At 71.2% G+C, this 22,664-nt stretch carries 18 protein-coding genes; 6 read left to right on the top strand and 12 right to left on the bottom strand.

Translation table 11 applies throughout. The features are described 5' to 3' along the window. The first annotated feature begins 64 nt into the window (after positions 1 to 64). Positions 65 to 1,327, top strand: coding sequence for a mannosyl-3-phosphoglycerate synthase (mpgS, locus tag IT780_RS13145; protein ID WP_199511775.1), 1,263 nt, complete (start codon positions 65 to 67; stop codon positions 1,325 to 1,327). Here the strand turns inward: mpgS and IT780_RS13140 are convergent. The 3 genes from IT780_RS13140 to IT780_RS13130 are packed head-to-tail and all read right to left on the bottom strand — an operon-like array spanning position 1,324 to position 3,346. Next, positions 1,324 to 2,508, bottom strand: a complete 1,185-nt coding sequence (locus IT780_RS13140; protein ID WP_199511774.1) for an RNA polymerase sigma factor — start codon at positions 2,506 to 2,508, stop codon at positions 1,324 to 1,326. The genes mpgS and IT780_RS13140 overlap by 4 nt on opposite strands. 16 nt (positions 2,509 to 2,524) lie before the next feature. Next, positions 2,525 to 2,881: a YciI family protein gene (locus IT780_RS13135; protein ID WP_199511773.1), complete on the bottom strand. Its 357-nt coding sequence runs from the start codon at positions 2,879 to 2,881 to the stop codon at positions 2,525 to 2,527. 54 nt (positions 2,882 to 2,935) lie between these two features. Then, positions 2,936 to 3,346 carry a DUF6069 family protein gene (locus IT780_RS13130; protein ID WP_199511772.1) on the bottom strand — a complete coding sequence of 137 codons (411 nt, stop codon included), beginning with the start codon at positions 3,344 to 3,346 and terminating at the stop codon, positions 2,936 to 2,938. A 252-nt stretch (positions 3,347 to 3,598) separates the two neighbouring features. Between IT780_RS13130 and IT780_RS13125 the strand changes: the two genes are divergently transcribed. Next, positions 3,599 to 5,011 carry a methionine--tRNA ligase gene (locus IT780_RS13125; protein ID WP_199511771.1) on the top strand — a complete coding sequence of 471 codons (1,413 nt, stop codon included), beginning with the start codon at positions 3,599 to 3,601 and terminating at the stop codon, positions 5,009 to 5,011. On the opposite strand, the gene IT780_RS13120 is transcribed toward IT780_RS13125, so the two are convergent. The 4 genes from IT780_RS13120 to IT780_RS13105 are packed head-to-tail and all read right to left on the bottom strand — an operon-like array spanning position 4,995 to position 10,622. After that, the gene (locus IT780_RS13120) at positions 4,995 to 7,388 is read right to left on the bottom strand and encodes a glycoside hydrolase family 2 protein (RefSeq protein WP_199511770.1); all 2,394 of its coding nucleotides are present in this window, start codon (positions 7,386 to 7,388) and stop codon (positions 4,995 to 4,997) included. The genes IT780_RS13125 and IT780_RS13120 overlap by 17 nt on opposite strands. Positions 7,389 to 7,396: 8 nt before the next feature. Next, positions 7,397 to 8,287 (bottom strand): carbohydrate ABC transporter permease, encoded by an 891-nt coding sequence (locus tag IT780_RS13115; protein ID WP_199511769.1) that lies wholly within the window; start codon positions 8,285 to 8,287, stop codon positions 7,397 to 7,399. Next, complete coding sequence (locus IT780_RS13110; RefSeq protein ID WP_372443686.1) at positions 8,284 to 9,279, bottom strand: carbohydrate ABC transporter permease; 996 nt, start codon at positions 9,277 to 9,279, stop codon at positions 8,284 to 8,286. The genes IT780_RS13115 and IT780_RS13110 overlap by 4 nt, the downstream gene beginning before the upstream one ends. Before the next feature lie 59 nt (positions 9,280 to 9,338). Then, entirely contained in the window at positions 9,339 to 10,622 is a 1,284-nt protein-coding gene (locus IT780_RS13105) for an ABC transporter substrate-binding protein (RefSeq protein WP_199511767.1), read from the bottom strand. Between the two features lie 317 nt (positions 10,623 to 10,939). On the opposite strand from IT780_RS13105, the gene IT780_RS13100 reads away from it, so the two are divergent. After that, on the top strand, positions 10,940 to 11,959 hold the full coding sequence (locus IT780_RS13100; RefSeq protein WP_199511766.1) for a LacI family DNA-binding transcriptional regulator: 1,020 nt from the start codon (positions 10,940 to 10,942) through the stop codon (positions 11,957 to 11,959). A gap of 12 nt (positions 11,960 to 11,971) precedes the next feature. Here IT780_RS13100 and IT780_RS13095 read toward each other — a convergent pair whose 3' ends face one another. The 4 genes from IT780_RS13095 to IT780_RS13080 all read right to left on the bottom strand — a co-directional run bounded on the left by IT780_RS13095 (position 11,972) and on the right by IT780_RS13080 (position 17,072). After that, positions 11,972 to 12,736: a hypothetical protein gene (locus IT780_RS13095; RefSeq protein ID WP_199511765.1), complete on the bottom strand. Its 765-nt coding sequence runs from the start codon at positions 12,734 to 12,736 to the stop codon at positions 11,972 to 11,974. Positions 12,737 to 12,883: 147 nt separating this feature from the next. Then, positions 12,884 to 15,505: a putative bifunctional diguanylate cyclase/phosphodiesterase gene (locus IT780_RS13090; protein ID WP_307831166.1), complete on the bottom strand. Its 2,622-nt coding sequence runs from the start codon at positions 15,503 to 15,505 to the stop codon at positions 12,884 to 12,886. Positions 15,506 to 15,714: 209 nt separating this feature from the next. Continuing rightward, entirely contained in the window at positions 15,715 to 15,990 is a 276-nt protein-coding gene (locus tag IT780_RS13085) for a MoaD/ThiS family protein (protein ID WP_199511764.1), read from the bottom strand. After that, complete coding sequence (locus IT780_RS13080) at positions 15,990 to 17,072, bottom strand: WD40/YVTN/BNR-like repeat-containing protein (RefSeq protein ID WP_199511763.1); 1,083 nt, start codon at positions 17,070 to 17,072, stop codon at positions 15,990 to 15,992. Before IT780_RS13080 ends, IT780_RS13085 begins: the two co-directional genes overlap by 1 nt. 65 nt (positions 17,073 to 17,137) lie before the next feature. On the opposite strand from IT780_RS13080, the gene IT780_RS13075 reads away from it, so the two are divergent. Further along, entirely contained in the window at positions 17,138 to 17,557 is a 420-nt protein-coding gene (locus IT780_RS13075; RefSeq protein ID WP_372443685.1) for a PH domain-containing protein, read from the top strand. Between the two features lie 23 nt (positions 17,558 to 17,580). On the opposite strand, the gene IT780_RS13070 is transcribed toward IT780_RS13075, so the two are convergent. Further along, positions 17,581 to 18,507 carry a 2-hydroxyacid dehydrogenase gene (locus IT780_RS13070; protein ID WP_199511761.1) on the bottom strand — a complete coding sequence of 309 codons (927 nt, stop codon included), beginning with the start codon at positions 18,505 to 18,507 and terminating at the stop codon, positions 17,581 to 17,583. A 198-nt stretch (positions 18,508 to 18,705) separates the two neighbouring features. Here IT780_RS13070 and IT780_RS13065 point away from each other — a divergent pair, with 198 nt between their 5' ends. Further along, complete coding sequence (locus tag IT780_RS13065) at positions 18,706 to 19,878, top strand: PQQ-dependent sugar dehydrogenase (RefSeq protein WP_307831165.1); 1,173 nt, start codon at positions 18,706 to 18,708, stop codon at positions 19,876 to 19,878. A gap of 8 nt (positions 19,879 to 19,886) precedes the next feature. Then, positions 19,887 to 21,557: a metallophosphoesterase gene (locus tag IT780_RS13060; protein WP_372443691.1), complete on the top strand. Its 1,671-nt coding sequence runs from the start codon at positions 19,887 to 19,889 to the stop codon at positions 21,555 to 21,557. Positions 21,558 to 22,664 lie beyond the last annotated feature (1,107 nt).

Raw genomic sequence — 22,664 nt, 5'->3', positions numbered from 1 at the left:
GTCGTCATCGAATTGTGTGTTGATGAGGGGCCTTTCGGTGGTGTGCAACAGGTAGCCTCGCCGCATGCGACTGGCTGATTCTTTCCGGAGTGAGCGCTTCGGCGCGGTCCGGATCCACGAGCTGCAGAGGGTGATCGAGCTCGACTCGGGCGCCGTGCACGATACCGGCCGGCCGGCGCTTTCGGCTGGTAGCCGGGTCGTGCCGCCGGAAGCATTGCGCGCTGTCGAGTCGCAGATGGTCATCATTGTGCCGTGCATGAATGAGACACGAAGCGTCATCGAAGGCGTGCTCTCCGGCATTCCTCATGACTGCCTCATCGTGCTGGTCTCCAACAGCGACAAGCTGCCTGTCGACCGGTACGAGATCGAGGCGCAGACCCTCGAGCATTTCTGCCGGCTCGCCGCGCGCTCCGCCATTGCCGTACACCAGAAAGATCCCGGAGTCGCGGCCGCCTTCAAGGCGGCGGGCATGGCGGAACTGATCGGCGACGACGGGCTGGTCCGCAACGGCAAGGGCGAGGCCATGCTCATCGGCATGGCGATCGCGGCCATGACCGGCCGGCGCTACATCGGTTACGTCGACGCGGACAACTACGTGCCGGGCGCGGTCCACGAATACTGCAAGGTGTACGCGGCCGGCCTGCACCTCGCCGAGAGCCCGTACTCGATGGTGCGCATCTCGTGGCACTCCAAGCCGAAGCTGCGCGACGGGCGGCTCTTCTTCAGCCGCAAGGGTCGCAGCTCGCAGATCACCAACGAATGGCTGAACCGTTTCCTCGCCGAGTACTCGGACTTCGGTACCGAGGTGATCGCCACCGGCAACGCGGGCGAGCACGCGATGAGCCTGGACCTCGGGCTGAAGCTGCGGCTCGCGGGCGGCTTCGCGGTCGAGCCGTACGAGTACATGGACCTCTTCGAGCAGTTCGGCGGCGTGCTGGAGAGCAACGACCCGGACGTCATGGCGGGCTCGGTGCCGGTCCTGCAGATCGAGACGAGGAACCCGCACTTCCACGACAACAAGGGCGAGGAACACGTCCAGGGCATGCGCATGCAGGCGTTGAACGTCATCTACCACTCGCCGGTGACGCTGCCCGCTGTCCGCCAGGCCATCGTCGACTTCATGGTGTCGCAGGGCGCGCTCGAGGTCGGCCAGGAACCGCCGCGCGAGCGGGTCTATCCGCCGGTGGGAAGCCTCGACTTCGAGCTGCTGTACGACGGGCTGGACGCGGAGGCGCTGACGTTCCGGCAGTTCGACGGGCGGGCGTCGGCGGGGCTGCCGCCGTACCCGCCCATCGAGCGGCACTCCATCCCGCGCCCCACGGTCTAGGTTTCGAGCGCGGCTCTGCGGACCGTCAGGAAGGCTCGCTCGGTCTCGTTGCCGGCCAACGCGATCGCCTCGTCGTAGGCGGCCGCCGCCTCGGCGTCGCGGCCGAGCCGCGCGAGGAAGTCCGCCCGCGTCGCCGGGAGCAGGTGATAGCCCGGCAGGTCCACGCTCTCGAGCGCGGCGAGGGCCAGCGCCGGCCCGTGCACCTCGGCGACCGCGACCGCCCGGTTCAGCGCCACGATCGGCGTCGGCAGCACGACCTCGAGCTGGTCGTAGAGCGCCAGCACCTGCGACCAGTCGGTGGCGTCCCCGTCGGTGTGCACGGCGTTGATCGCCGCCTGGATCTGGTACGGGCCCGGGCGGTTGCGCCGCAGGCAGCGGCGCACCAGCGCGTGCCCCTCGGCGATGAGCTCCCGGTTCCACAGCGACCGGTCCTGGTCCGGGAGCAGCACCAGCTCCCCGTCCCGTCCGAGCCGGGCCGGGCGGCGCGCCTCGGTGAGCAACAGGAGGGCCAGCAGACCCAGCACCTCCGGCTCGTCGGGCATCAGCGCGGCCAGCTCGCGCGCGAGCCGGATCGCCTCGGCGCACAGGTCGGTCCTGATCAGCGGGCCGGCCGTGGTGGCGTACCCCTCGTTGAACATCAGGTAGAGCACGGTCAGCACCGGCCCCAACCGGTCCGGCAGCTCCTCGGCGGCCGGCACCCGGTACGGGATGCCCGCGTCGCGGATCTTCTTCTTGGCGCGCACGATGCGCTGGGCGATGGTGGGCTCCGGCACCAGGTACGCCCGGGCTATCTCCGGCACCTCCAGCCCGGCGAGCAGGCGCAGGGTGAGGGCGGTCCGCGCGTCGGGCGACAGCGCCGGGTGGCAGCAGGTGAAGATGAGCCGTAGCTGGTCGTCGCGCACCGGTCCCACCTCCTCGGGTTCGTCGCGGTGGTGCAGCAGCAGCGCCTGGGCGTGCCGGGCCTCGCGTGTCGACTCGCGCCGGAGCCGGTCGATGGCCCGGTTGCGGGCGGTGGTGACGATCCAGGCCCCCGGGTTCGGCGGCAGGGAGTCCCACTTCTCCAGGGCCACCGCGAAAGCGTCCTGGACCGCCTCCTCGGCGAGGTTGATGTCGCCGAGGAGGCGTACCAGGGTGGCGACGCAGCGGCCGTACTCGGCCCGGTAGACGCTGTCCAGATCCATGTCGGTGCGTCGTCGCTCAGACGGGCGGCTCGTCCTCGAAGGGCCGCACCTCGACCGGGCCCATGCAGGCCTCCGAGCACTTCGCGGCCCAGGCGAGCGCCTCGTCCAGATCGGCGCACCGCAGCACCCAGAACCCGCCGAGCTGCTCCTTCGTCTCGGCGAACGGTCCGTCGGTCATCGTGGTGCTGCCGCCCTCGGAGCGGACGACGGTGGCGGTGTCCGCCGGCTGGAGCCCGCCCGCGAAGACCCAGGCGCCGGCGGTCCTGATCTCCTCGTTGACGCGTTCGACCTGGTCGAACATCTTCTGCATCACGTCCGGCTCCGGCATCGGGCTGCCTTCGACCATGTGTACGGCGAGCAGGTACTGCTTCATGGGAGTCCTCCAGTGACTAGACGGTGACATGGTGACAGGTGACACGGGTGCTTCTCAGGCGGCGAGGCGGCGAGCCACGGCCGGGATCACGATCGCGGCGGCCACGAGGTGCGTGAGCATCAGCAGCGCCTTGGTGGCCGGGGCGGCGTCCACGATCACGTCCGGCACGAAGGACAGGACGGTCAGCACCACGGTCGTCCGGACGAACGCGCGCCGCGGGTGCCGGGCCGTCCGCGACAGCACGGCGGCGAGGATCAGCCCGACCACCGAGAAGAGCGCCGTCAGCGTGCCGAAGCCCGCGACGGGGATCGGCGCACCGGCCACGTCGAGGGAAATCCCCACCGCGTGACCGCCGGCGGCGACGGCCATGGTGGCGACGCTCGCGGCCGCGATGGCGACCGCGCCCGTCAGCGCCGACGCGCCGAGGTTCGAGGTGTTCTCCGTGGTGGTGGCGACGGTGGTCATGGTGCCCTCCGGTGCGGTTCTCCGACCGGCGCCGTGCCGGCCTCTCATCAGGGCTACGAAACGGCCGGCCCCCGATCGACACGTCCGCGGAAATTCTTGGCGGGATTTTTCCGCGGGCGGCATCCTGGGCCCGTGCAGCCGAGCCACGCCGTCATGATGGGCCCGTTCGCGGGGTCTGTCGGCGTGCTCTGAGACCGATCAGTCCCCGCCTGTGGCGGGGACTTGTGCTGCGGGCGGGGCGGAAGAAGGGCCATGACCTACTACGTCACCACCGCCATTCCGTACGTCAACGCCGCGCCGCACCTGGGCCACGCGCTGGAGCTCGTGCAGGCCGACGTCCTCGCCCGGCATCGGCGCGCGCGGGGCGAGGACGTCCGATTCCTCACCGGCACCGACGACAACGCCCTGAAGAACGTGACGGCCGCCCGCGCGGCGGGTGTGCCCGTACGGGACTTCGTCGCCGCCAACGCCGAACGCTTCGCCGCCCTGCGGGAGCCGCTCGAGCTCTCGTTCGACGACTTCATCCGTACGTCCGAACCGCGCCATGCATCCGGGGTCGTGACGCTGTGGGAGCGGTCGCGCAAGGACTTCTACCGACGCGGGTACACCGGCCTGTATTGCGGGGGCTGCGAGCAGTTCCTCGACACGGACACGTGCGCGGAGCACGACGCGCCACCGGAGCGGGTCAGCGAGGAGAACTGGTTCTTCCGCCTGTCGAGCTACCAGGATCAGATCCGGCGGATCCTCGAGGACGGCACCGTCCACATCGAACCGCCGGCGCGGCGCAACGAGGTGCTCGCGTTCGTCCGCGCCGGGCTGCGGGACATCAGCGTCTCCCGGTCGGCCGCCCGCGCCGGGGGGTGGGGCATCGCCGTACCCGGCGACCCGGATCAGGTCGTGTACGTGTGGTGGGACGCGCTCGCCAACTACGTGACCTCGCTCGGCCGCGGGGAGGCGTACCGGAAATGGTGGGCCGGAAACGGTGAGCGGGTGCACGTCATCGGCAAGGGCATCGTCCGGTTCCACGCCGTCTACTGGCTGGCGCTGCTGCTCTCCGCCGGTGAGCCGCTGCCGACCACCATCCTCGTCCACGACTACCTCACCGTCGACGGCGCCAAACTGTCGAAGAGCGCCGGCAACGCGGTCGACCCCATCGACCTGGTAGGCCGCTTCGGGCTGGACGCGCTGCGCTGGTGGCTGCTGCGCGAGGTGGCACCGCTGGGCGACACGGACTTCACCGCCGAGCGCCTGGTCCGCCGACACGACCTCGACCTGGCCAACGGCATCGGCAACCTGGTGAACCGTACGGCGAGCCTGGCGTACCGCGACGGGATCCGGCCGGTCCCGTACCGCAGCGACCTGCCGGAACGGGTGGACCGGGCGCTGCGCGTCGGCGACTTCCGCGCGGCGGCCGAGGCCATCACGGACGAGGTGGCCAACGGCAACCGGGTAGTGGAGATCGAGCGACCCTGGCGGCTGACCGGAGCCCGCCGCGCCGAGGTGGTGGGCGAGCTGCTCGGCCGTTGCCTGGCCATTGTGGACGAGCTGGAACCGTTCCTGCCGTCGGCCGCCGAGCGGCTCCGGGCACAGCTGGCACTGGACGGGCCGCCGCGCCCGGCCTTCGGAAGGCTGGGCGCGGCGGTTTCCGTTACGCCAGGTCGTTGACGCAGCGCAGGACCGGCCGGGCGGTCAGTGCGGCCGGGTCCAGCGCGGCCGCACCTCGTACCCGGAAGGTCGCCGATTCCCCCGGCAGCAGCGTGACCCCCGCCTCGTCGGCCTCCGCGGCCGGGTCGAGGCGGTCGGCCTGCAGGGTGACGTCCCGCAGGATCGTCTGTGCCGTGACCGTCACGTGCGTTTCGGTGCCCGCCGCGGTGACCGTCGTGTCGTACTTGGCCGGCGGCCAGGCGACGTCGCGGTCCTCGGCGAAGAACCACCAGGTGCGCTGCTCGCCCGCCTCCGCGACCAACACCTCGGCCGTCGGGTCGCCGGCGGTCGCGAGCTCGGCCGGCAGGGGCAGCGTCGTGGCCGCGCCCGGTGCGACGGTTGCGCCGAGCGCCACCTCGGCCTCGACGACCCCCGCGAGGGTACGGCGGGACACCGTCGCCGACAGCACCCACGGCTGCGCGGAGTCGTTGACCGCCACCAGCGCGAGCCCGCCGTCGCGCGGCTGCACCGTGAGGAGGCGGGGGGCGAAGGAGCGGCGCAGCGCGTACCAGAGGGGCTTCTTGCGGCCGTCGCCGTCGACCGCCGCCCACGAGGTGACCGGCCAGCAGTCGTTGAGCTGCCACATGATCGCGCCCATGCAGGACGGCCGCAGCGACCGGAAGTGCTCGATGCCCAGCGACAGCGCGCGGGCCTGGTTGAGCTGCGTCAGGTAGTGCCAGTCGTCGAAGTCGCGGGGCTGCGGCAGGTGGGCGTCGAGCCCTCGCTGCAGCTTCGCGTCACCATTGCCGGCCTTCTGGTGTGCGCGCATGCCGGGCGAGTCGTGGGCGAGCGGGTCGTCGGACAGGGCCCGGCGCAGGGTGGCGTACGCGGGCGGCGCCTGGTAGCCGAACTCCGCCACGAAGCGCGGCCGGTATTCGCGGTACTTGGCGTAGTCGTCGGTGTTCCACACGTCCCAGATGTGCGTGGTGCCGTACGCGGGATCGTTGGGGTGCTTGTCCTCGCGCCCGGACCAGGGGCTGCCGGGCCAGTAGAACCGGCTCGGGTCCTCCTCGGCGCAGATGCCGGCGAGCACGTCGAAGTAGTAGCCGGCGCCCCACGTACGGCCGTCGAGGTCCTGCTTCCAGCCCCAGTCCTCGTGACCCCAGATGTTCTCGTTGTTGCCGGTCCACATCATCAGGCTCGGGTGCGAGGCGAGCCGCACGACGTTCTCCCGCGCCTCGGCTGCGACCTCGGTGGCGAACGGCTCCTCCTCCGGGTACGCCGCGCAGGCGAACAGGAAGTCCTGCCCCACCATCAGGCCGAGCGAGTCGGCGAGGTCGTAGAAGTCCTCGGACTCGTACCGGCCGCCGCCCCACACGCGCAGGTAGTTGACGTTCGCGTCGAGCGCCTGCCGGAAGCGGGTCTCGAGCCGCTCGCGGGTGACCCGGTTCGCGAACACGTCGTCGGGGATCCAGTTGACCCCGCGGACGAAGATCGGTACGTCGTTGACGACCACGGTGAAGGCGCCGTCCGTGGTGTCGACACGGGCCGAGCGGAAGCCGACCTTGCGGCTCCACGAGTCCAGCGGTTCGCCGCCCGCGCCGCTCAGGGTCACGTCGAGGTCGTAACGGTGCTGGTCGCCGTACCCGATGGGCCACCAGAGCGCGGGGTCGGCGACCGTGACCGTCACAACGGCCTCGTCGTCCTCGGTGGTGACCTCCACCCGCTCGCCGGCGATCGTGGCGGCGACCGTGACCGGGCCGGGGGTTTCGCGCTCGACGCGGACCCGGACCTCGGCCGTGCCGGTGCCGTCCGCGACCGTGACCTGCGGGCGGACCTCGGCGAGCCGGGCCGTCGACCAGCGGTGCAGGCCGATCGGCTGCCAGATGCCGGCGGTGACCAGCGTCGGTCCCCAGTCCCAGCCGAAGTTGCAGGCCGTCTTGCGGATGAAGTTGAACGGCTCCGGGTACGCGTTCGGCCGGTCGCCGAGCCGGTCCCGCTGCGCCTCGGCGTACGAGTACGCGGATTCGAACCGGATGCTCAGCTCGTTGTCGCCGGCGCGCAGCAGCTCACGGACATCGAAGCGGTATCCGCGGTGCATGTTGTACGTGCGGCCCAGCTCGACGCCGTTGAGCGTGACCGTGGCGACCGTGTCGAGGCCTTCGCAGACCAGGTCGGCGCGGCCGTCGCCGGGCTCGTACCGGAAGGTGGTCCGGTACTCCCAGTCGGTGCGGCCGATCCAGGCGAGCTTCTTCTCGTTCTCGTCGAGGTACGGGTCCTCGATGCGGCCGGCGGCGAGCAGGTCGGTGTGCACGCAGCCGGGCACGGCGGCGGCGACGCCGGAGACGTCGCCGCCGCTGAGGGTCCAGCCTTCGTGCAGGGGAAGGTACGAGGTCACATCGCTCCTCAAGACTTGACGGCGCCTTCCATGATTCCCCGGACGATCTGCCGTCCGCCCATGACGAGCAGAACCAGCAGCGGAAGGGTGGCCATGAACGCGCCCGCGAGCACCCGCCGGTAGATGACGTAGTTGCCGCTCGCGAGGTCGGAGAGGGCGACCATCGAGGTCGGGAACTCGGTGCCGTTCAGCGTGATCAGCGGCCACTGGAACTCGTTCCACGTCGCCACGAACGTCAGCAGCCCGAGCACCGCCAGCGCCGGCCGGATCGCCGGCACGATGATGCTCCAGTAGACGCGCAGCGTCAGCGCCCCGTCCATCCGGGCCGATTCGACCAGTTCGTCGGGTACGGCGTGCAGGATGAACTGGCGCATGTAGAACACGCCGAACGCGCTGACCAGGAACGGCGCGATGACCGCGAGCAGCGTGCCGTTCCAGCCGAGCTTACCCATGAGGATGTAGAGCGCCACCACGCCGAGCTGGTTGGGCACGGTCAGGGTGAGGATCACGACGATCATGAGCGGGTCGCGGCCCTTGAAGCGCAGCTTGGCGAAGGCGAACCCGGCCAGCGAACAGAAGAACAGCGTCGATACGGTCACGACGGCCGCGACGATGAAGCTGTTGATCAGCGACGCGGTGAAGTAGACGTCCTGCATCGTGAAGACTTCGCGCAGGTTCGTCATCAGCTGGTTGCCCGGGACGACGGACGGCGGCGTCTGCGAGACCGCCTCGTCGGTGCTCGTGGCGATCACGAACATCCAGTACAGCGGGAACGCCGAGAGCAGCAGGAACGCGGTCAGCGCGAGGTACGTGCGCCAGTTGCCGCGGGTGTCCTGCGGCGCGCGGCCGATCTCCCGGGGGCGTCGCTTGCCGGGCGCGGGTGCGGAAACGGTGGTCATCGCCGGCCTCCTCCGAGACGGTTGGTGAGGAAAGCGTTGATGCCGGCGACGATCAGGATGATCAGGAAGAGCGCCCAGGACATCGCGGCCGCGTACCCGAGGTCGAGGTCCTTCCAGCCGACCTTGTAGATGAGCTGCGCGATGGTCTGCCACTGGCTGTCCGAGCCGCCGGTCGCGGCGGCCGGGTTCTCCTCGAAGAGCATGGGCTCGTTGAAGAGCTGCAGCCCGCCGATGCTGGACAGCACGACCGTGAAGACCAGGACCGGCTGGATCATCGGTACGGTGATCCGCCACAGCTGACGCCACGGCCCGGCGCCGTCGACGGCCGCCGCCTCGTAGACGTCCTTGGGGATCGACTGCATCGCCGACAGGTAGAGCAGCGCGTTGTAGCCGATCCACTTCCAGTTGACCATCGTGGCGATGGCGATCCAGGAGCTCCACTTGTACGCGCGCCAGTCGAGCGGGTTGCTCATGTCGTTGAAGCCGACAAGCGACAGCAGCCAGTTGGCCATGCCGTTGTCACGGGAGAAGAACACGGCGAAGACCAGCGTCGACGCGGCCACCGGGGTCACGTACGGCAGCAGCACGCCGACCCGCCAGAACGTGGTGCCGCGCAGTTTGCGGTTGAGCAGGTTCGCGACCATCAGGGCGATCAGCAGCTGCGGCACCGTGGAGAGGATGAAGATGCCGAACGTGTTGCCGAGCGCGTTCCAGAAGTCCTCGTCGTGCACCAGGCGCTCGAAGTTCGCGAACCCGGCCCAGCCGTCCAGGTCGGGGTCGTCGAGGCGCCAGTTCCGCAGCGCCACGACCCCGTTGAAGATGATCGGGAACAGCCCGAAGACCGCGAAGAGCAGGAAGAACGGCGAGATGAAGACGTACGGGGTGCGCTTGGTGTCGAACCGGTAGAACCACAGCTTGTGCTTCGGCGGGGTCGCCGGCGGGCGGGGTTCCGGGATGTCGAGCACCGGCGGGGCGTTGCGGGTGAGGGACACAGCCACTCCTTCCGGCGAGGGGGCGGCCCGTGCGGGCCGCCCCCGTTAGCGAGGTTCCGTCAGGAGTTGGCGGCCTTCTCGGCCTGCTTGACCGCCTCCGGCCAGGCCTTGTCGGGAGACAGCGAGCCCTGCTGCACGCGGGTGATCACGTTCTCCACCGCGACGCGGGTCGGGCCGTTCTTCTTGCCCAGGTACTGCGGCTTGAGGTTCTCGGCCGTGGAGGCGAAGATCTGCCCGGTCGGCGCGTTGCTCATGAACTCCTTCTTGTAGTCCAGCACCGCGGGGTCCTTGTACAGGGCCGGCTGCGAGGGCAGGTTGCCGACGGTCTTGAAGACCTCGATCTGCTGCTGCGGCTGGATCATCCACTCGACGAACTTGTACGCCTCGTCGGCGTTCTTGCCCTGCTTGGGGATCGTCCACCAGGAGCCGCCCCAGTTACCGCCGCCGCCGGGGATCGTGGCGATGTCCCACTTGCCCTTCTGCTCGGGCGCGGTGTCCTGGATGTGGCCGAGCATCCACGCCGGGCAGGCCAGCACGGCGAACTGGTCCTTCTTGAAGCCCTGGTCCCAGTTCGGCTGGAAGCTGGCGAGGTTGGCCGAGAGCCCGGCCTGGATCGCCTTCATGCTGACGTCGAACGCGACCTTGGGGCCGCCCTCCATCTGCAGCTGCTCCTGCTCGTTGTAGAAGCCCTGCGGCTGCTGCGCGAGCACGGGGTTGAACATGTTGGTGCCGGAGTCGACGAACTTCTTCTTCGTCTTCTGCACGTACTGCTTGCCGACGTTGATGAAGTCGTCCCAGGTCGTCCAGAGCTTGGAGACCTGGTCGCGGTCCGTGGGCAGGCCGGCCGCCTTGAACAGGTCGGTGCGGTAGCACATCGCCAGGCCGCCGACGTCGGTGCCGAGACCGATCTGCTGGCCGTCCTTCGACAGCGACTGCTGCCACTTCCACGGCAGGTACTTCGACTCGTACGAGCCGGCGCCCTTGTCCAGGAGGTTGACGAACTTGTCGGACTGGCCTCGGAACTGGACGATGAAGCCCTCGTCGACCGCGGAGATGTCCGGCGCGCCGCTGCCCGCGACGAGCTTCTTCTGCAGGTCCTCGTGCTGGGCGTTGTACTCGCCCGAGTTGAGCACGATCTTGATGTTGGGGTGGTCCTTCTCGTACGCGGCCTTGAGCTTGTCCAGGCCCATGTCGCCCCAGAAGTTGACCTTCAGGGTGATCTGGCCCTCGGCGGCCTTGTCGTTGCCGCCCTCCAGGCTCTGCCCGCTGCAGCCCGAGATCGTCAGGGCGCCCGCGAGACCCGCGGCGACCAGCGCCCAGCCCCGCCTGCCGAACCGTGTCATGTCTTCCTCCACCCGAGGGGAAAATGTCGAGAGAACTTACTGAACCGGATAAGTGACGTGACCGTATGACGCGTCACATCGACTGTCAATACTGTGTTACGTGTCCGTGTCCAACGGCGTCTTCAACCCCTACGAGCCGTACTAAAGCCCATAAAACGGTCAGGGGCTGTTGCTGCTTGCTTGTGGCCTGTAACACTTAACCGATCAAGCGGTCAGCGGTCGCTGCGGCCATGCCGGGGCCAGGTAGCGTGAGAGCGCTCCACCAGGGTTTGCTGTGGGCAGTGCAGGTCCGATTCGGGCAGGGAGAGGGCGGGCAAGTGAAGCGGCCGACGATCGCCGACATCGCACGGCGGGCCGGCGTGTCCAAAGGGGCGGTGTCCTACGCACTGAACGGGCAACCCGGCGTCTCCGAGGCGACCCGGCAACGGATCGTCGCCATCGCGCAGGAGATCGGCTTCAACCCGAACAGCGCCGCGCGAGCCCTGTCCGGCGCGCGCGCCCGGGCCGTCGGGCTCACCCTGTGCCGGCCCGCCCGCATCCTCAGCATCGAGCCGTTCTTCATGGGCCTGATCAGCGGCTTCGAGCAGGAGCTGGCGGCCCGCTCGTACGCACTCACCCTCCAGGTCGTGGCCACCCCGCAGAACGAGACCGAGGTCTACCGCCGCTGGTGGGGTGAGCGCCGCGTCGACGGCGTCTTCGTCACCGACCTGCGCGAGCACGACATCCGCATCCCGGTGCTCAACGAGCTGCAGCTGCCCGCGGTGGTGATCGGCGGGCCCGGCGACACCGGCAACCTGACCCAGCTCTGGTCCGACGACGCCGGCGCGATCACCGAGGCGGTCCGCTACCTGATGGCCCTCGGCCACCGCCGGATCGCCCGCGTCGGCGGCCTGCCGGACCTGCTGCACACCCGCGTCCGGACCAAGGCGTTCACCGAGGTCTGCGCGTCGCTCGGGCTCAACGAGGCGGTGACCGTACCGTCGGACTACACCGGCGAGGAGGGCGGCCGCGCCACCCGCCGGCTGCTCATCGAGGCGGAACGCCCCACGGCGATCATCTACGACAACGACGTGATGGCGGTGGCCGGCCTGTCGGTGGCCCAGGAGATGGGCCTGTCGGTGCCCGGCGACCTCTCCATCGTCGCCTGGGACGACTCCCCGCTGTGCTCGCTCGTCCACCCGCCGCTGACCGCACTGAGCCGGGACATCGCGGCGTACGGCGCGCACGCGGCCCGCCAGCTGCTCGCGGCCATCGCGGGCGAGCCGGTCAAGGACGAGGAGGAGGGCACCGCCCACCTGACGCCGCGGGGCAGCACGGCACCGCCCCGGGAGAGCTGAGACCGCCGCCCGTCAGGAGTTGTCCCAGACCACCGAGTCGAACGTGACCGTCCCCTGCCGGGCGCTGATCTTCCGTACGGTGAGCCGGGCGATGCGGTCCTTGTTCGTCCGCATGCACAGCACCGCCCCGAGCTCGATGTCGGCGACCTCGTCCACGCCCTGAGCGAACGCGGCCTCCTGACACTGCGCGAACCCGGGAGTGCCACGACCGGCCCACGGCGCGATGAACGCCGGCCGGCCGAGGGCGGCATCGCTGAGGTTCACTTCGCCGGAGCCGATGCGCCGGATGCTCAGATCACCGTCGATCGCGGTGTCATCGAGGGACCGCGGCGGCCGCGCGTCGAGATCGACGGCGTCGCTCAGCCCACCGGTCGAGGCGACGACCGACCCGGACCACCGCACCGGCACGCCCCCGTCGACGGCACCCGTCTCCCGCGGAGCGCCGACGTCGCCGGTCGTCGCAGGCGTGGCCCCGTCCGCGCCGTCCCCGCTGTCCGCCGGAGTACGGGTGGTCGCCGGGTCGGCGGGATCGGTCCGCCGGGTGGCCGCCGGATGCTCGGTGCCGGCGTCGCCGGACCCGCCCCCACCGGCCGTGAGCAGCGCGAACACCCCGGCGATCAACGCGGCGAGAATGGTGCCGGCGAACGTCAGCCAGATGTTGAGCCGCGTGTGATCAGGCCGGCGCTGCTGAGCGGCCCGCGGGTCGCCAGGTGGTCCGAAGTCGCGCTGGTCCGGTGTCATCGCCCCCGCCGTACGCCCATCGATGAGATCGTCCACACAGGAGTGTAAGCGTCGGGGGCGGGTGGCCCGGATCCGTTTCTGAGCCCGGCGGTCGCTCGACCAGCTTGCGCCGCACGGACCTTCGTCCGTGGGAGCCGGCGCCTTTCTGTGCCCGTACTTATGAATTGTCCGGACCGTGAGAATCTACGACCGATGGCTCTCGAGGTAGGCCTCCATGCGCTCCGCGGGGGCGGGGCGGGCGAGCACGAAGCCCTGGCCGTAGTGGCAGCCCGCCTGGCGGGCGCGGTCGACCTGGTCCTGCGATTCGAGGCCCTTGGCGACGATCTCCAGGCCGAGCCGGCGGCCGAGGCTGACCACGACGTCGATCACCGCGGGCGTGGTGCCGGTTTCGGCCGGCTGGTTGATCAGGGCCTGGTCGAGCTTGAGCATGTCGACCGGGAGGCGGCGCAGGTGGGCGAGGGACGCGTGGCCTGCGCCGAAGTCGTCGAGGGCCGCGCGGACGCCGAGCTTGCGCAGGCCGGTGAGCGACGCGACGATCGCCGGCAGGTCCTCGGCGATCCAGGTCTCCTGCACCTCGACGACCAGGCGTTCCGGGGCGATGTCGTGGCGGTCCAGCAGCTCCGCGACGCGTTCCGGGAAACGGGCCGTGAGCAGTTCGCGGGGGGCGACGTTGACGGAGAGCCAGAAGTCGTTGCCGCCCGCGGTCCAGCTCGCCAGCCGGCGGCAGGCCGCGTCGAGCACCCATTCGTCCAGCTCCGCGGCGCAACCGACCGCGCGGGCGATCGGGAGCAGTTCGGCGGGCAGGATCGTGCCGAGCTTGGGGTGCCGCCAGCGCAGCAGCGCCTCGACGCCGACCGGCTGGGTGTCGCGCAGCGAGACGACCGGCTGGAAGACCAGGTCGAGCTCGCCGCGGTCGGCCGCGCCCAGCAGCTCGCGTTCCAGGTCCATGCGGCGGTGCAGCTGGATCTCGACGTCGGTGTCGTACCACTCGACGCGGTCCTTTCCGAGCTGGCGGGCGCGGCTGCGGGCCAGGTCGGCGTGGCGCAGCACCTCCTCGGAGTCCTTGCCGCCGGTGAGCTCGGCGAGGCCCACGCTGGTGTGCAGCTCGACGATCATGCCGGGCAGCTCGTACGGCTCCATCAGCGCGGTCACGATGCGGGTGGCCAGCGCGTACGCGAGCACCGCCCCGTCCGGCGTGAGCACCGCGAACTCGTCGCCGCCCAGCCGCGCCGCTACGTCCTCGTCGGCGAGCAGGCTGCGGATGCGCCGGCCGACCTCGATGAGCACGGCGTCGCCGGTCTCCCGGCCGCGGCTGTCGTTGATCTCGGCCAGCCCGTGCAGGTCGATGACGAGCAGCGTGCCCTGCTGGCCGGGGCGGCGCCGGAACTCGAGGAGGTCGCGCATCAGCGCGCGGCGGTTGGCCAGGCCGGTCAGCTGGTCGGTGTAGGACAGACGGTGCAGGGCGCGTTCGAGGTGGCGCCGCTCGCCGACGTCACGCACGTGCACCACGAGCGCGGCCACCTCGGGCACCGCGCGCTGGTCGGCCACGGTGGACTCGGTGTCGCGCCAGATGCCGTGCCCGTCGCGCAGCCGCGCGGTGAGCAGGGCGGGAGGCCCGTCGGCGTGCTCGCCGGCGATGAGCGACTCGAGCCCGGCCCGGGCGCCGGGAACGTCGTCGGGGTGGATCAGCTCCAGGAACGTGCGGCCCACGACCTCGGCCTCCGCCAGCCCGAACAGGCGCGCGGCGGCCGGCGACTGCCACCGGATCGTCAGCCGCTCGTCGAGCACCAGCGTGAGGTCGGTGGCACCGGCGACCAGCGACCGGAAATGCGCCTCCTTGGTGCGCAGCTGCGCGGTGTACCGCCGGATGTCGCTGACGACGAGCAGCTCCCGCATGGTCAGCACGGCGACCATGGAAATGCCCAGCGCGATCGCGGTGTTGTCGAACCCGCCCACCGCGATCAGGTGGACCAGCGCCGCCACGACACCCACCCCGGCCGGTACGGCAAGCAGCGGATAGCTGGACAGGTAGTGGTCGGGCTCCTTGGGCTTCAGGTCCGCCGGCAGGTTGCGCCGCGACCCGCCCTCCGCGGCCAGCGTCAACCCGGCCACGACGATCAGGCCGAGGGCCGGTACGAGCCGGCCGGTCACGCCGGACAGCACGACGGTGACGACGGCGGACAGGGCCAGCAGCACGATGATCGCGCCGAACCCGCACCGCAGGGCCGCCGGCCGGTGCAGCCGCGCCCGCAGCACGATGACCGTGACGATCGAGACGCCGGCCGCGGCCAGCAATGTGCCGGCCAGCGCCGAAGGCGGGGCTCGGTGCATCGGCGTCACCAGGTACGCCGCGAAGCCCAGGCTGACGCCCAGCCCCAGCCCGTCGAACGCCCGCCGCAGCCGCACCGCGACCGAGGTGGCCGCGCCGGGCAGCAGCATCGTCCCGACCACGAAGAACGCGGCCGTGGCGCCCACACCCAGCGCTGCCCACACCCCGACGGCGGGCGGCCCGAGCAGCAGAACGCCGCAGGTCACGGCTGCGCACAGAGATGCCATGCCGATCAGGCCGGCGCCCCGGCAGGCGGCGAAGGCGGCCTCGGCGTGGTGGATGGCCAGCGCCGTCCGCCAGAGCACGGCGGTGGCGAAGATCGCGGCCACGCCGACACCGGCGACGAGCGATGCCATCGGCGGCATCAGGCCGGCCACTCCGGCGAGCAGGGCGAGCGCCCCGATCACGGGGACGGCAAGGAACGCCACCCGGGCGCTGACCCGGGTGGCGAGGCGTGCGGGGGGCGGCACAGCCACGTCGGCGGGATCCTCTACGGACGTTGTCGGGGTTGTCTGGTGCTCCGCGGAAGCCAGGAGCGGCGCAGGGGACGCTGCTCCCACATCGGGTAACGACTGTCCCCCGGACAGGTTACGTGTGGGCCATCATCCTCCGCACGTGCGGAAAGTCGGCTATGGACGACCGCGCTCGCGAGGCCGCCACCGTGTCGTCATCCTGCTCCGTGTCGTCATCCCCCTGCTATTGACGGGAGGACTTGGATCTCCGCAGCCGAGGGGACCGGCGCGTCCAACCCTCCGGAGCGCCGGCAGTCCTCACCGTCCACGTACACGTTGACGTAGCGCCGCAGGGCGCCGCTCTCGTCGCGGATCCGCCGCTCCAGCCGGGGCCAGCGCTCCCCCAGCTCGTCCAGCACAGCCCGCAGCGAACCGTCCGCGGACACCTCCAGGCGCGACACCCCGCCGGCCTCCGCGCGGAGCACCCCCGGAATCAGCACGCTCGGCATCAGACGCCGGCCGCTCGGACGCAGAGCACGTCGGGCAGGTGGGCGGCCACCGTGGACCACGTCTCACCTTCGTCGGCGCTCGCGAACACCTCTCCGGCGCGCGTGCCGAAGTAGACCCCGGCGGGCGCGCCGTCGTCGGTGCACAACGCGTCGCGCAGCACGACCGGGTAGTACGGGCCGTCCGGCAGGCCCTTGTGCTGCGGCTGCCAGGTCTCGCCGCCGTCGTCCGAGCGGAACACCCGGCACTCCAGATCGACCGGCTGCCGTTCACCGTCGCTGACCAGCGGAAAATTCCAGATCGTGCCGCCGCGCGACGGATGCGCGGCCATCGGGAAACCGAAATCGGACGGCAGGCCGCCGGCGATCGACTCCCACGAGTCGCCACCATCGGTGGAGCGGTAGACCCCGTGATGGTTCTGCGCGTAGTAGCGGTCGGGATCGGCGGCGTCGCGCGCGACCTTGTGCACGCACTGACCGAACTCCGGCCACGGGTCGGGAAGGAAATACGCCTTGATCCCCCGGTTGGCGGCGGCCCAGGTCTCGCCGCCGTCGGCCGTGCGGTAGACACCGCCGGCCGACATGGCCACGAGGATCCGATCCGGGTCGGCCGGGTGCGGCAGGATCGTGTGGATCGCCTGGCCGCCGTAGCCGGCGCCCCACTCGGGCCGGTGCGGGTGGTCCCACAGGGCCCGGATCAACTCGTACGTCCGGCCGCCGTCGCTCGAGCGCCACAGGGCGGACGGCTGGGTGCCGGCATAGACGACGCCGGGCTCGAGCGGGCCGGCGGGCGCGATCTGCCACACCCGCTCGACCGCCGCGTCCGTGCCGGCCGGGAAGGCGAGCGGCGCTGCCTCCGGCTCCTGCCAGGTCTCGCCGAGGTCTTCGCTGATGAGCACACTGGGTCCGAAGTGGGAACTGTCGACCCCGGCGAGCACGCGCGGGACCGGCCCGCGGGTGTCGAACGCGACGGCGTAGATCGCGTGGCCGGGGAAGTGCGCGGAGCTGACTCGCCAGCTCCGCCGGTCGTCACTGGTGGCCAGGAACAGGCCTTTCTGGGTGCCGATGGCGAGCATGTGTGTCATGAGATGCAGTATTCGCGCCGGGTCCGACAAAAACCGCCCGCCGTACGGGTGGAAGGATGACGCTCGTGAGCCGACCCGTCCTGCGCGTCCGCAAGTCCGGCGCCCTCGTCGTCGCCGCCTTGACCGCGTTCGTGGGCACCGTGCCCTTCGCGGGCGCGCGCTGGCATCTGGCCCCCGTGCTGTTGATCCCGCTGGCGGTCCTGGTCTGGGCGTTGCGGGCCGGCACGGACGTGCACCCGGACGGGCTGCGGGTCCGCGCGCTCTTCGGATCGACCTTCGTGCCGTGGTCGCGGATCGTGGAGCTTGCACCGGACCCTCGCAAGCGGATCTCGGCGCTGCTCAACGACGGCGGTGCGCTGCGGCTGACCGGCGTGACCACGGGCAACCTGCCGGCAGTCCTGGCCGCGGGCGGCCAGACGGTCAACGAGCCCGAAGACGCCGCCGCGGGCGGCCAGACGGTCAACGAGCCGGAAGACGTTGAATAGCCGGCGGCTCCTGGTGGGCGCGCTCAGTAGCCGTTCGACACCTGGTTGATCAATGGCTCGCCGGCCGCGAACCGCCGTATCTGGTCGCCGGCCAGCCCGTACGCCCGTGGCAGCAGCCCCACCACCGACCCGGCGCTGTGCGGGGTGAGGAACACGTTGGGCAGGTGCCAGAGCGGGTGGCCGGGCGGCAGCGGTTCCGGCTCGGTGACGTCGAGCGCCGCCGAGATGCGACCGGGAGTCAGCGCCGCGACCAGGGCATCGGTGTCCACCACGGGCCCCCGAGCGGCGTTGACCAGCAGCGCGCCGTCCGGCATCGCGGCGAGGAAGGCGGCGTCGACCATGCCGCGGGTCTGGTCGGTCAGCGGTACGACGAGCACGACCACCTCGGCGTGCGGCAGCAGCTCCGGCAGCGCCTCGACGCCGTGCACGTCCTGGTCGGGCCGGGCCGTACGCGCCACCCGGGTGACCGTGACACCGAAGGGCGCCATGTGCTCCTCGATGGCCCGGCCGATCGACCCGGCGCCCACGATCAGCACCCGCTTCCCGGTGAGCTCCTGGGTCGGCGTGTACGCCTTGAGCGCCCAGTCCTCGCGCTGCTGGGCGCGTACGAACGCGGGGAACTGCCGCATCGCACCGATAGCCGCGCCGAGCACCCACTCGGCCACGGGCTTGTCGTGCACACCCCGCGCGTCGCACAGCTGGACACCCGGCGGCACCAGACCCACCCAGGCGTCGGCGCCCGCGGAGAGCAGCTGCACCACCCGTACGCCGGTGAGGTGGGACACCTGCTCGGCGGCCCGTACGGTCGCGAGAAACGGCGGCACCCAGAAGTCGACCTTCGCCGGGTCGGACGGCCAGCTCGCGGCGTCCTCGCAGACCTCGACCTCGACACCGGCCGGCACCTCGCCGAGCAACGCACGACCCGCCTCGTGGGCGATCCAGACCAACACCCGCCCAACCTAGCCATCTCCCGCCCGGACCGCGACGCCCGGCCCGGCCCTGTGGACAACCGAAGCCCGCCCGGACCGCGACGCCCGGCCCGGCCCTGTGGACAACCGAGGCCCGCCCGGACCGCGACGCCCGGCCCCTCCGGGGACGGTCCTGTGGACAACCGAAGCCCGCCCGGAAGGCGCGGCTACCCTGGTGTGGTGACGAAGGGCCGTGTGATCAAGCGCAGCACCCGCGCCGGTGCGGTGACGCTCGGTGCCGTGCTGTCCCTGACCGCCGGGTGCAGCTTCGGCCCGCCGGACCCGGACGTGGCCGGCGCCCCGCCGAACCTTCCCACGCCGTCGGCTTCTGCCAGCGCGGCGGGCGGCGGCGAGCGCGAGGTGGCCGCCACCGTGCTCGCCTCGGGCCTGGAGGTTCCGTGGGGGATGGCGTTCCTGCCCGACGGGTCCGCGCTGGTCACCGAGCGCGACACGGCCCGCATTCTCAAGGTCGGCCCGGAGTCGGACGCGAAGGGCCTCAAGGTCACCGAGGTGCAGCGGCTCTCCGAGGTCTCGGCGGGCGGCGACGGTGGCCTGCTCGGCATCGCGGTCTCGCCGAAGTATGCGACCGACCAGACCGTCTACGTGTACTACTCGACGGACAAGGACAACCGCGTCGCGAAGCTGAAGCTCAAGGGCAAGCCGCAGCCGATCCTGACCGGCATCCCGCGCTCACGCAACGACAACGGCGGCCAGCTCAAGTTCGGGCCGGACGGGCAGCTCTACGTCTCCACCGGCGACGGCTCGACCGCCGGCACCCAGGCACAGAACGCCAAGAGCCTCGGCGGCAAGATCCTGCGGATCACCGCGTCCGGCAACCCCGCACCGGGAAACCCGGTCAAGAACTCGCCGGTCTGGTCCTCCGGGCACCGCAACGTGCAGGGCCTCGCCTGGGACGCCGGCAAGCGCCTGTACGCGAGCGAGTCCGACCAGCGCACCTCCGGCGAGCTCAACGTGATCGCGAAGGGCAAGAACTACGGTTGGCCGGCGGCCGACGGCGCCGGCTCCGACGCCAAGTTCACGAACCCCCTCGTGAGCTGGCCCGCCCAGGAGTCCAACTGTTCCGGCGTGGCGGTGCTGGAACGCACGATCGCGACCGCCTGCCCGGGCGGGCAACGCCTGTGGATCGTCGAGGTGACCGGCAACGGCACCCTGATCGGGCGGCCCCGCGAACTCCTGACCGGCGAGTACGGCCGGTTGCGGGCCGTGACCGCCGCCCCGGACGGTTCGCTCTGGGTGACCACCTCCAACCAGGAGGACGGCGGTGAGCCGGGTCCCGACGACGACCGGATCATCCGGCTGGTCTTCTCGGACGGGGGCGCGGGCCGCAGCTGAGCAGGGACCTGACCGACGAACCGTTTGAGGACCGGCGCACGGGGGCAGGTGAGCCGTTGACCATGGAAAACAGACTCTCGCCGGTGCTGCGTGCGACGCACCGGGTGACCGGTGCCCTGGGCCGCGCCTGGCGCCATCACTGGGCGCACCGCCTGCGCATCTGGGCGGCCGTCCTGCTGGTGAGCCTCACCGGCGTCGTCGTCGGCACGATGCTGCTCGCCCAGTCGGACATCCCGGTGGGACCGTTCCGCGCCGACATGTCGATCAGCCCGTCGGTCGAAGGCGGCACGGAGGTGGACATCCCGCCGCTGGGCTCGCTGCACCTCGACAGCCACGACGGCCCCATCCACCTCAAGGTCAACCTGGGTTCGCTGGACCAGCAGCGTACGGAGGCGCTGATCGACGACCCGACGGCGATCAGCGCGGCCGGCCAGTCCGCGGTCGACGACGTCACCCGGGGTGTCCTGCAACTCAGCCTGCGCGCGCTCGGCGCGGCCATCGCGTGCGCCCTGCTGCTGTCCGCGCTGATCTTCCGCAACGTCCGCCGGGTGGCCTCGGCTGGCCTGATCGCGCTGATGGTCACGGGCGGCAGCCTGGGCCTGGCGGCCGGCACGATCCGGCCCGGGTCGATCAGCGAGCCGCGCTACGAGGGCCTGCTGGTGAACGCGCCCGCGGTGGTCGGTGACGCCCGCCGCATCGCGGACAACTACGGCCGGTACGCCGACCAGCTCGCCGAGCTGGTCAGCAACGTCAGCCGCATCTACACCACGGTCTCCACGCTGCCGGTGGAGCCGTCGGGCAACACGACCCGCATCCTGCACGTCTCCGACCTGCACCTGAACCCGACCTCGTGGAACGTCATCAAGACCGTGGTGAAGTCTTGGGACATCGACGCGGTGGTGGACACCGGGGACATCGTCGACTGGGGCAGCAGCGCGGAGACGACGTACGTGAACAACATCGGCCAGCTCGGCGTCCCGTACATCTACGTGCGCGGTAACCACGACTCGTCGGCCATCCAGGCGGCGGTGGCCCGCCAGCGCAACGCGATCGTCCTGGACAACACGATGACCACGATCAGCGGCGTGACCATCGCGGGCATCGGCGACCCGGAGTTCACTCCGGACAAGAGCGAAACCCCGCCGGCAGCCAACGCCGACGACCCGGCCACCACCCCGCTCCTGAGCAGCGGCGGCCAGCTCGCCACCACGATCCGCGGCGCCAACCGCAAGGTCGGAGTCGCGCTCGTCCACGACCCGGCAATGGCACCACCCCTGTCCGGCGTGGTCCCGCTCGTCCTCGCCGGCCACACCCACAAACGCGAGGTCAGCATCCTGCCGGCCCCCGCCCCACCCGCCGAGGGCACCGCGCCGTCACCGACCCCGGTGCCGTCCGGCACCCCCACCCCGCCCCCGCTGGAGACCCGCCTCCTGGTGGAAGGCTCCACGGGCGGAGCGGGCCTCCGCGGCCTGCAGAAGGAAGCCCCGACGCCGCTGCAGATGTCGGTCCTCTACTTCGACGAGAACCAGAACCTCAAGGCCTACGACGACATCCAACTCGGCGGCACCGGCCAGTCCAACGTCGAAATGCAAAGAAACGTGGTCGGCGCCGAAAAGCCGGCGCCGACGACAGACCCATCGGTCTTCAACGGCGTCACCCCGGGCGTCCGGCGCAGCTGACCAGCTTTCCGAGGGATCCCGCTTCCTCTCAGGTCCGGACACACGAGGGTCCCGGATCTTTCCACGGGCACGGACGCACCACGGTCACGGCATTTTAAGTACGGACCCACGAAGGTCCCGTGGCACACAGGGCCAGCACCTGCCGTCCCGGCCTGAGTGCCGCCCGCATCCGGGCTGACCTGCCACCCGAGGCCTTCCGGTCGGATGCCCCTCGCCTACGCCGCGCCGGCTCCTGCCGCCCATCCCACCCACGCCGGCGCCCACCGCCTACGCCGCGCCTACGCCCGCCGCCCACGCCGCGCTGCCATCCACCGCCCACGCCGCGCTGCCATCCACCGCCCACGCCGCGCCTGCGGCCCACGCCGCCTGCCGCTGACGCCGCCTGCCAACACCGCCCGCCTGCCGGCGGCTGTCGCTCACTGCCGCGCCTCGCGATCCACGGGCGGCGCCTTCCACCCGCCGCCGCACGCCTACGGTCCACGCGTGGCGCCGTCCAGCCACCGCCTCAAGCTTGCGATCCGCGCCCGGCGCCGTCCACCCACCGCCGCACGCCTACGGTCCACGCGTGGCGCCGTCCAGCCACCGCCTCATGGTTGCGATCCGCGGCCGATGCCTCCACCCAACGCCGCGCTTCCGGCGCGCGGCCGACGCTTGCCTTCTACCGTTGCGCGAGCGGCCTACTGCGGCAGGTGCTGTCCAGCTTCAAGCTGTTGGCATCTGCCGTCCTCCACGGCCGAGTCGGGAGATCAGCGTCGGTCGTCACGACCCCGACCGCTGTCACGACCCCCGCCCGCCCTCACGACCCCCGCCCGCCGTCACGACCCCGCGAGACGCCACGACCCCGCGAGGCGCCACGACCCCGCGAGGCGCCACGACGCCGCCAGGCGTCACGACCCTGCCGGCCGTCACGACCCCGCCGAGCGTTGCGGCTACGGCCGGGCTGGGAGCTGCTGTTCAGCCTTTCAGCTGGCCGGGCTGGGAGCTGCTGTCCAGGCTTTCAGCCGCGGAGCCGGGGCGTAGGCGGCTGCAGCGTGGTTGGGCGTAGCTTGACCGCCGTCCTGGCCGCCATTCCCCGGTCCGCGCGAGACTGCCGGGGGCGGTCGTGGG

Origin of the sequence: Nucisporomicrobium flavum (assembly GCF_016464385.1) — a bacterium.
Lineage (GTDB): Bacteria > Actinomycetota > Actinomycetes > Mycobacteriales > Micromonosporaceae > Actinoplanes > Actinoplanes flavus_A.
This window is presented reverse-complemented; position numbering and strand designations above follow the sequence as displayed.

Coding starts and splice junctions, on each gene's coding strand:
- IT780_RS13105 (WP_199511767.1), bottom strand. CDS start 10,622: ATGACACGGTTCGGCAGGCGGGGCTGGGCGCTGGTCGCCGCGGGTCTC.
- IT780_RS13140 (WP_199511774.1), bottom strand. CDS start 2,508: ATGGATCTGGACAGCGTCTACCGGGCCGAGTACGGCCGCTGCGTCGCC.
- mpgS (WP_199511775.1), top strand. CDS start 65: ATGCGACTGGCTGATTCTTTCCGGAGTGAGCGCTTCGGCGCGGTCCGG.
- IT780_RS13085 (WP_199511764.1), bottom strand. CDS start 15,990: ATGCCGAGCGTGCTGATTCCGGGGGTGCTCCGCGCGGAGGCCGGCGGG.
- IT780_RS13125 (WP_199511771.1), top strand. CDS start 3,599: ATGACCTACTACGTCACCACCGCCATTCCGTACGTCAACGCCGCGCCG.
- IT780_RS13115 (WP_199511769.1), bottom strand. CDS start 8,287: ATGACCACCGTTTCCGCACCCGCGCCCGGCAAGCGACGCCCCCGGGAG.
- IT780_RS13080 (WP_199511763.1), bottom strand. CDS start 17,072: ATGACACACATGCTCGCCATCGGCACCCAGAAAGGCCTGTTCCTGGCC.
- IT780_RS13130 (WP_199511772.1), bottom strand. CDS start 3,346: ATGACCACCGTCGCCACCACCACGGAGAACACCTCGAACCTCGGCGCG.
- IT780_RS13135 (WP_199511773.1), bottom strand. CDS start 2,881: ATGAAGCAGTACCTGCTCGCCGTACACATGGTCGAAGGCAGCCCGATG.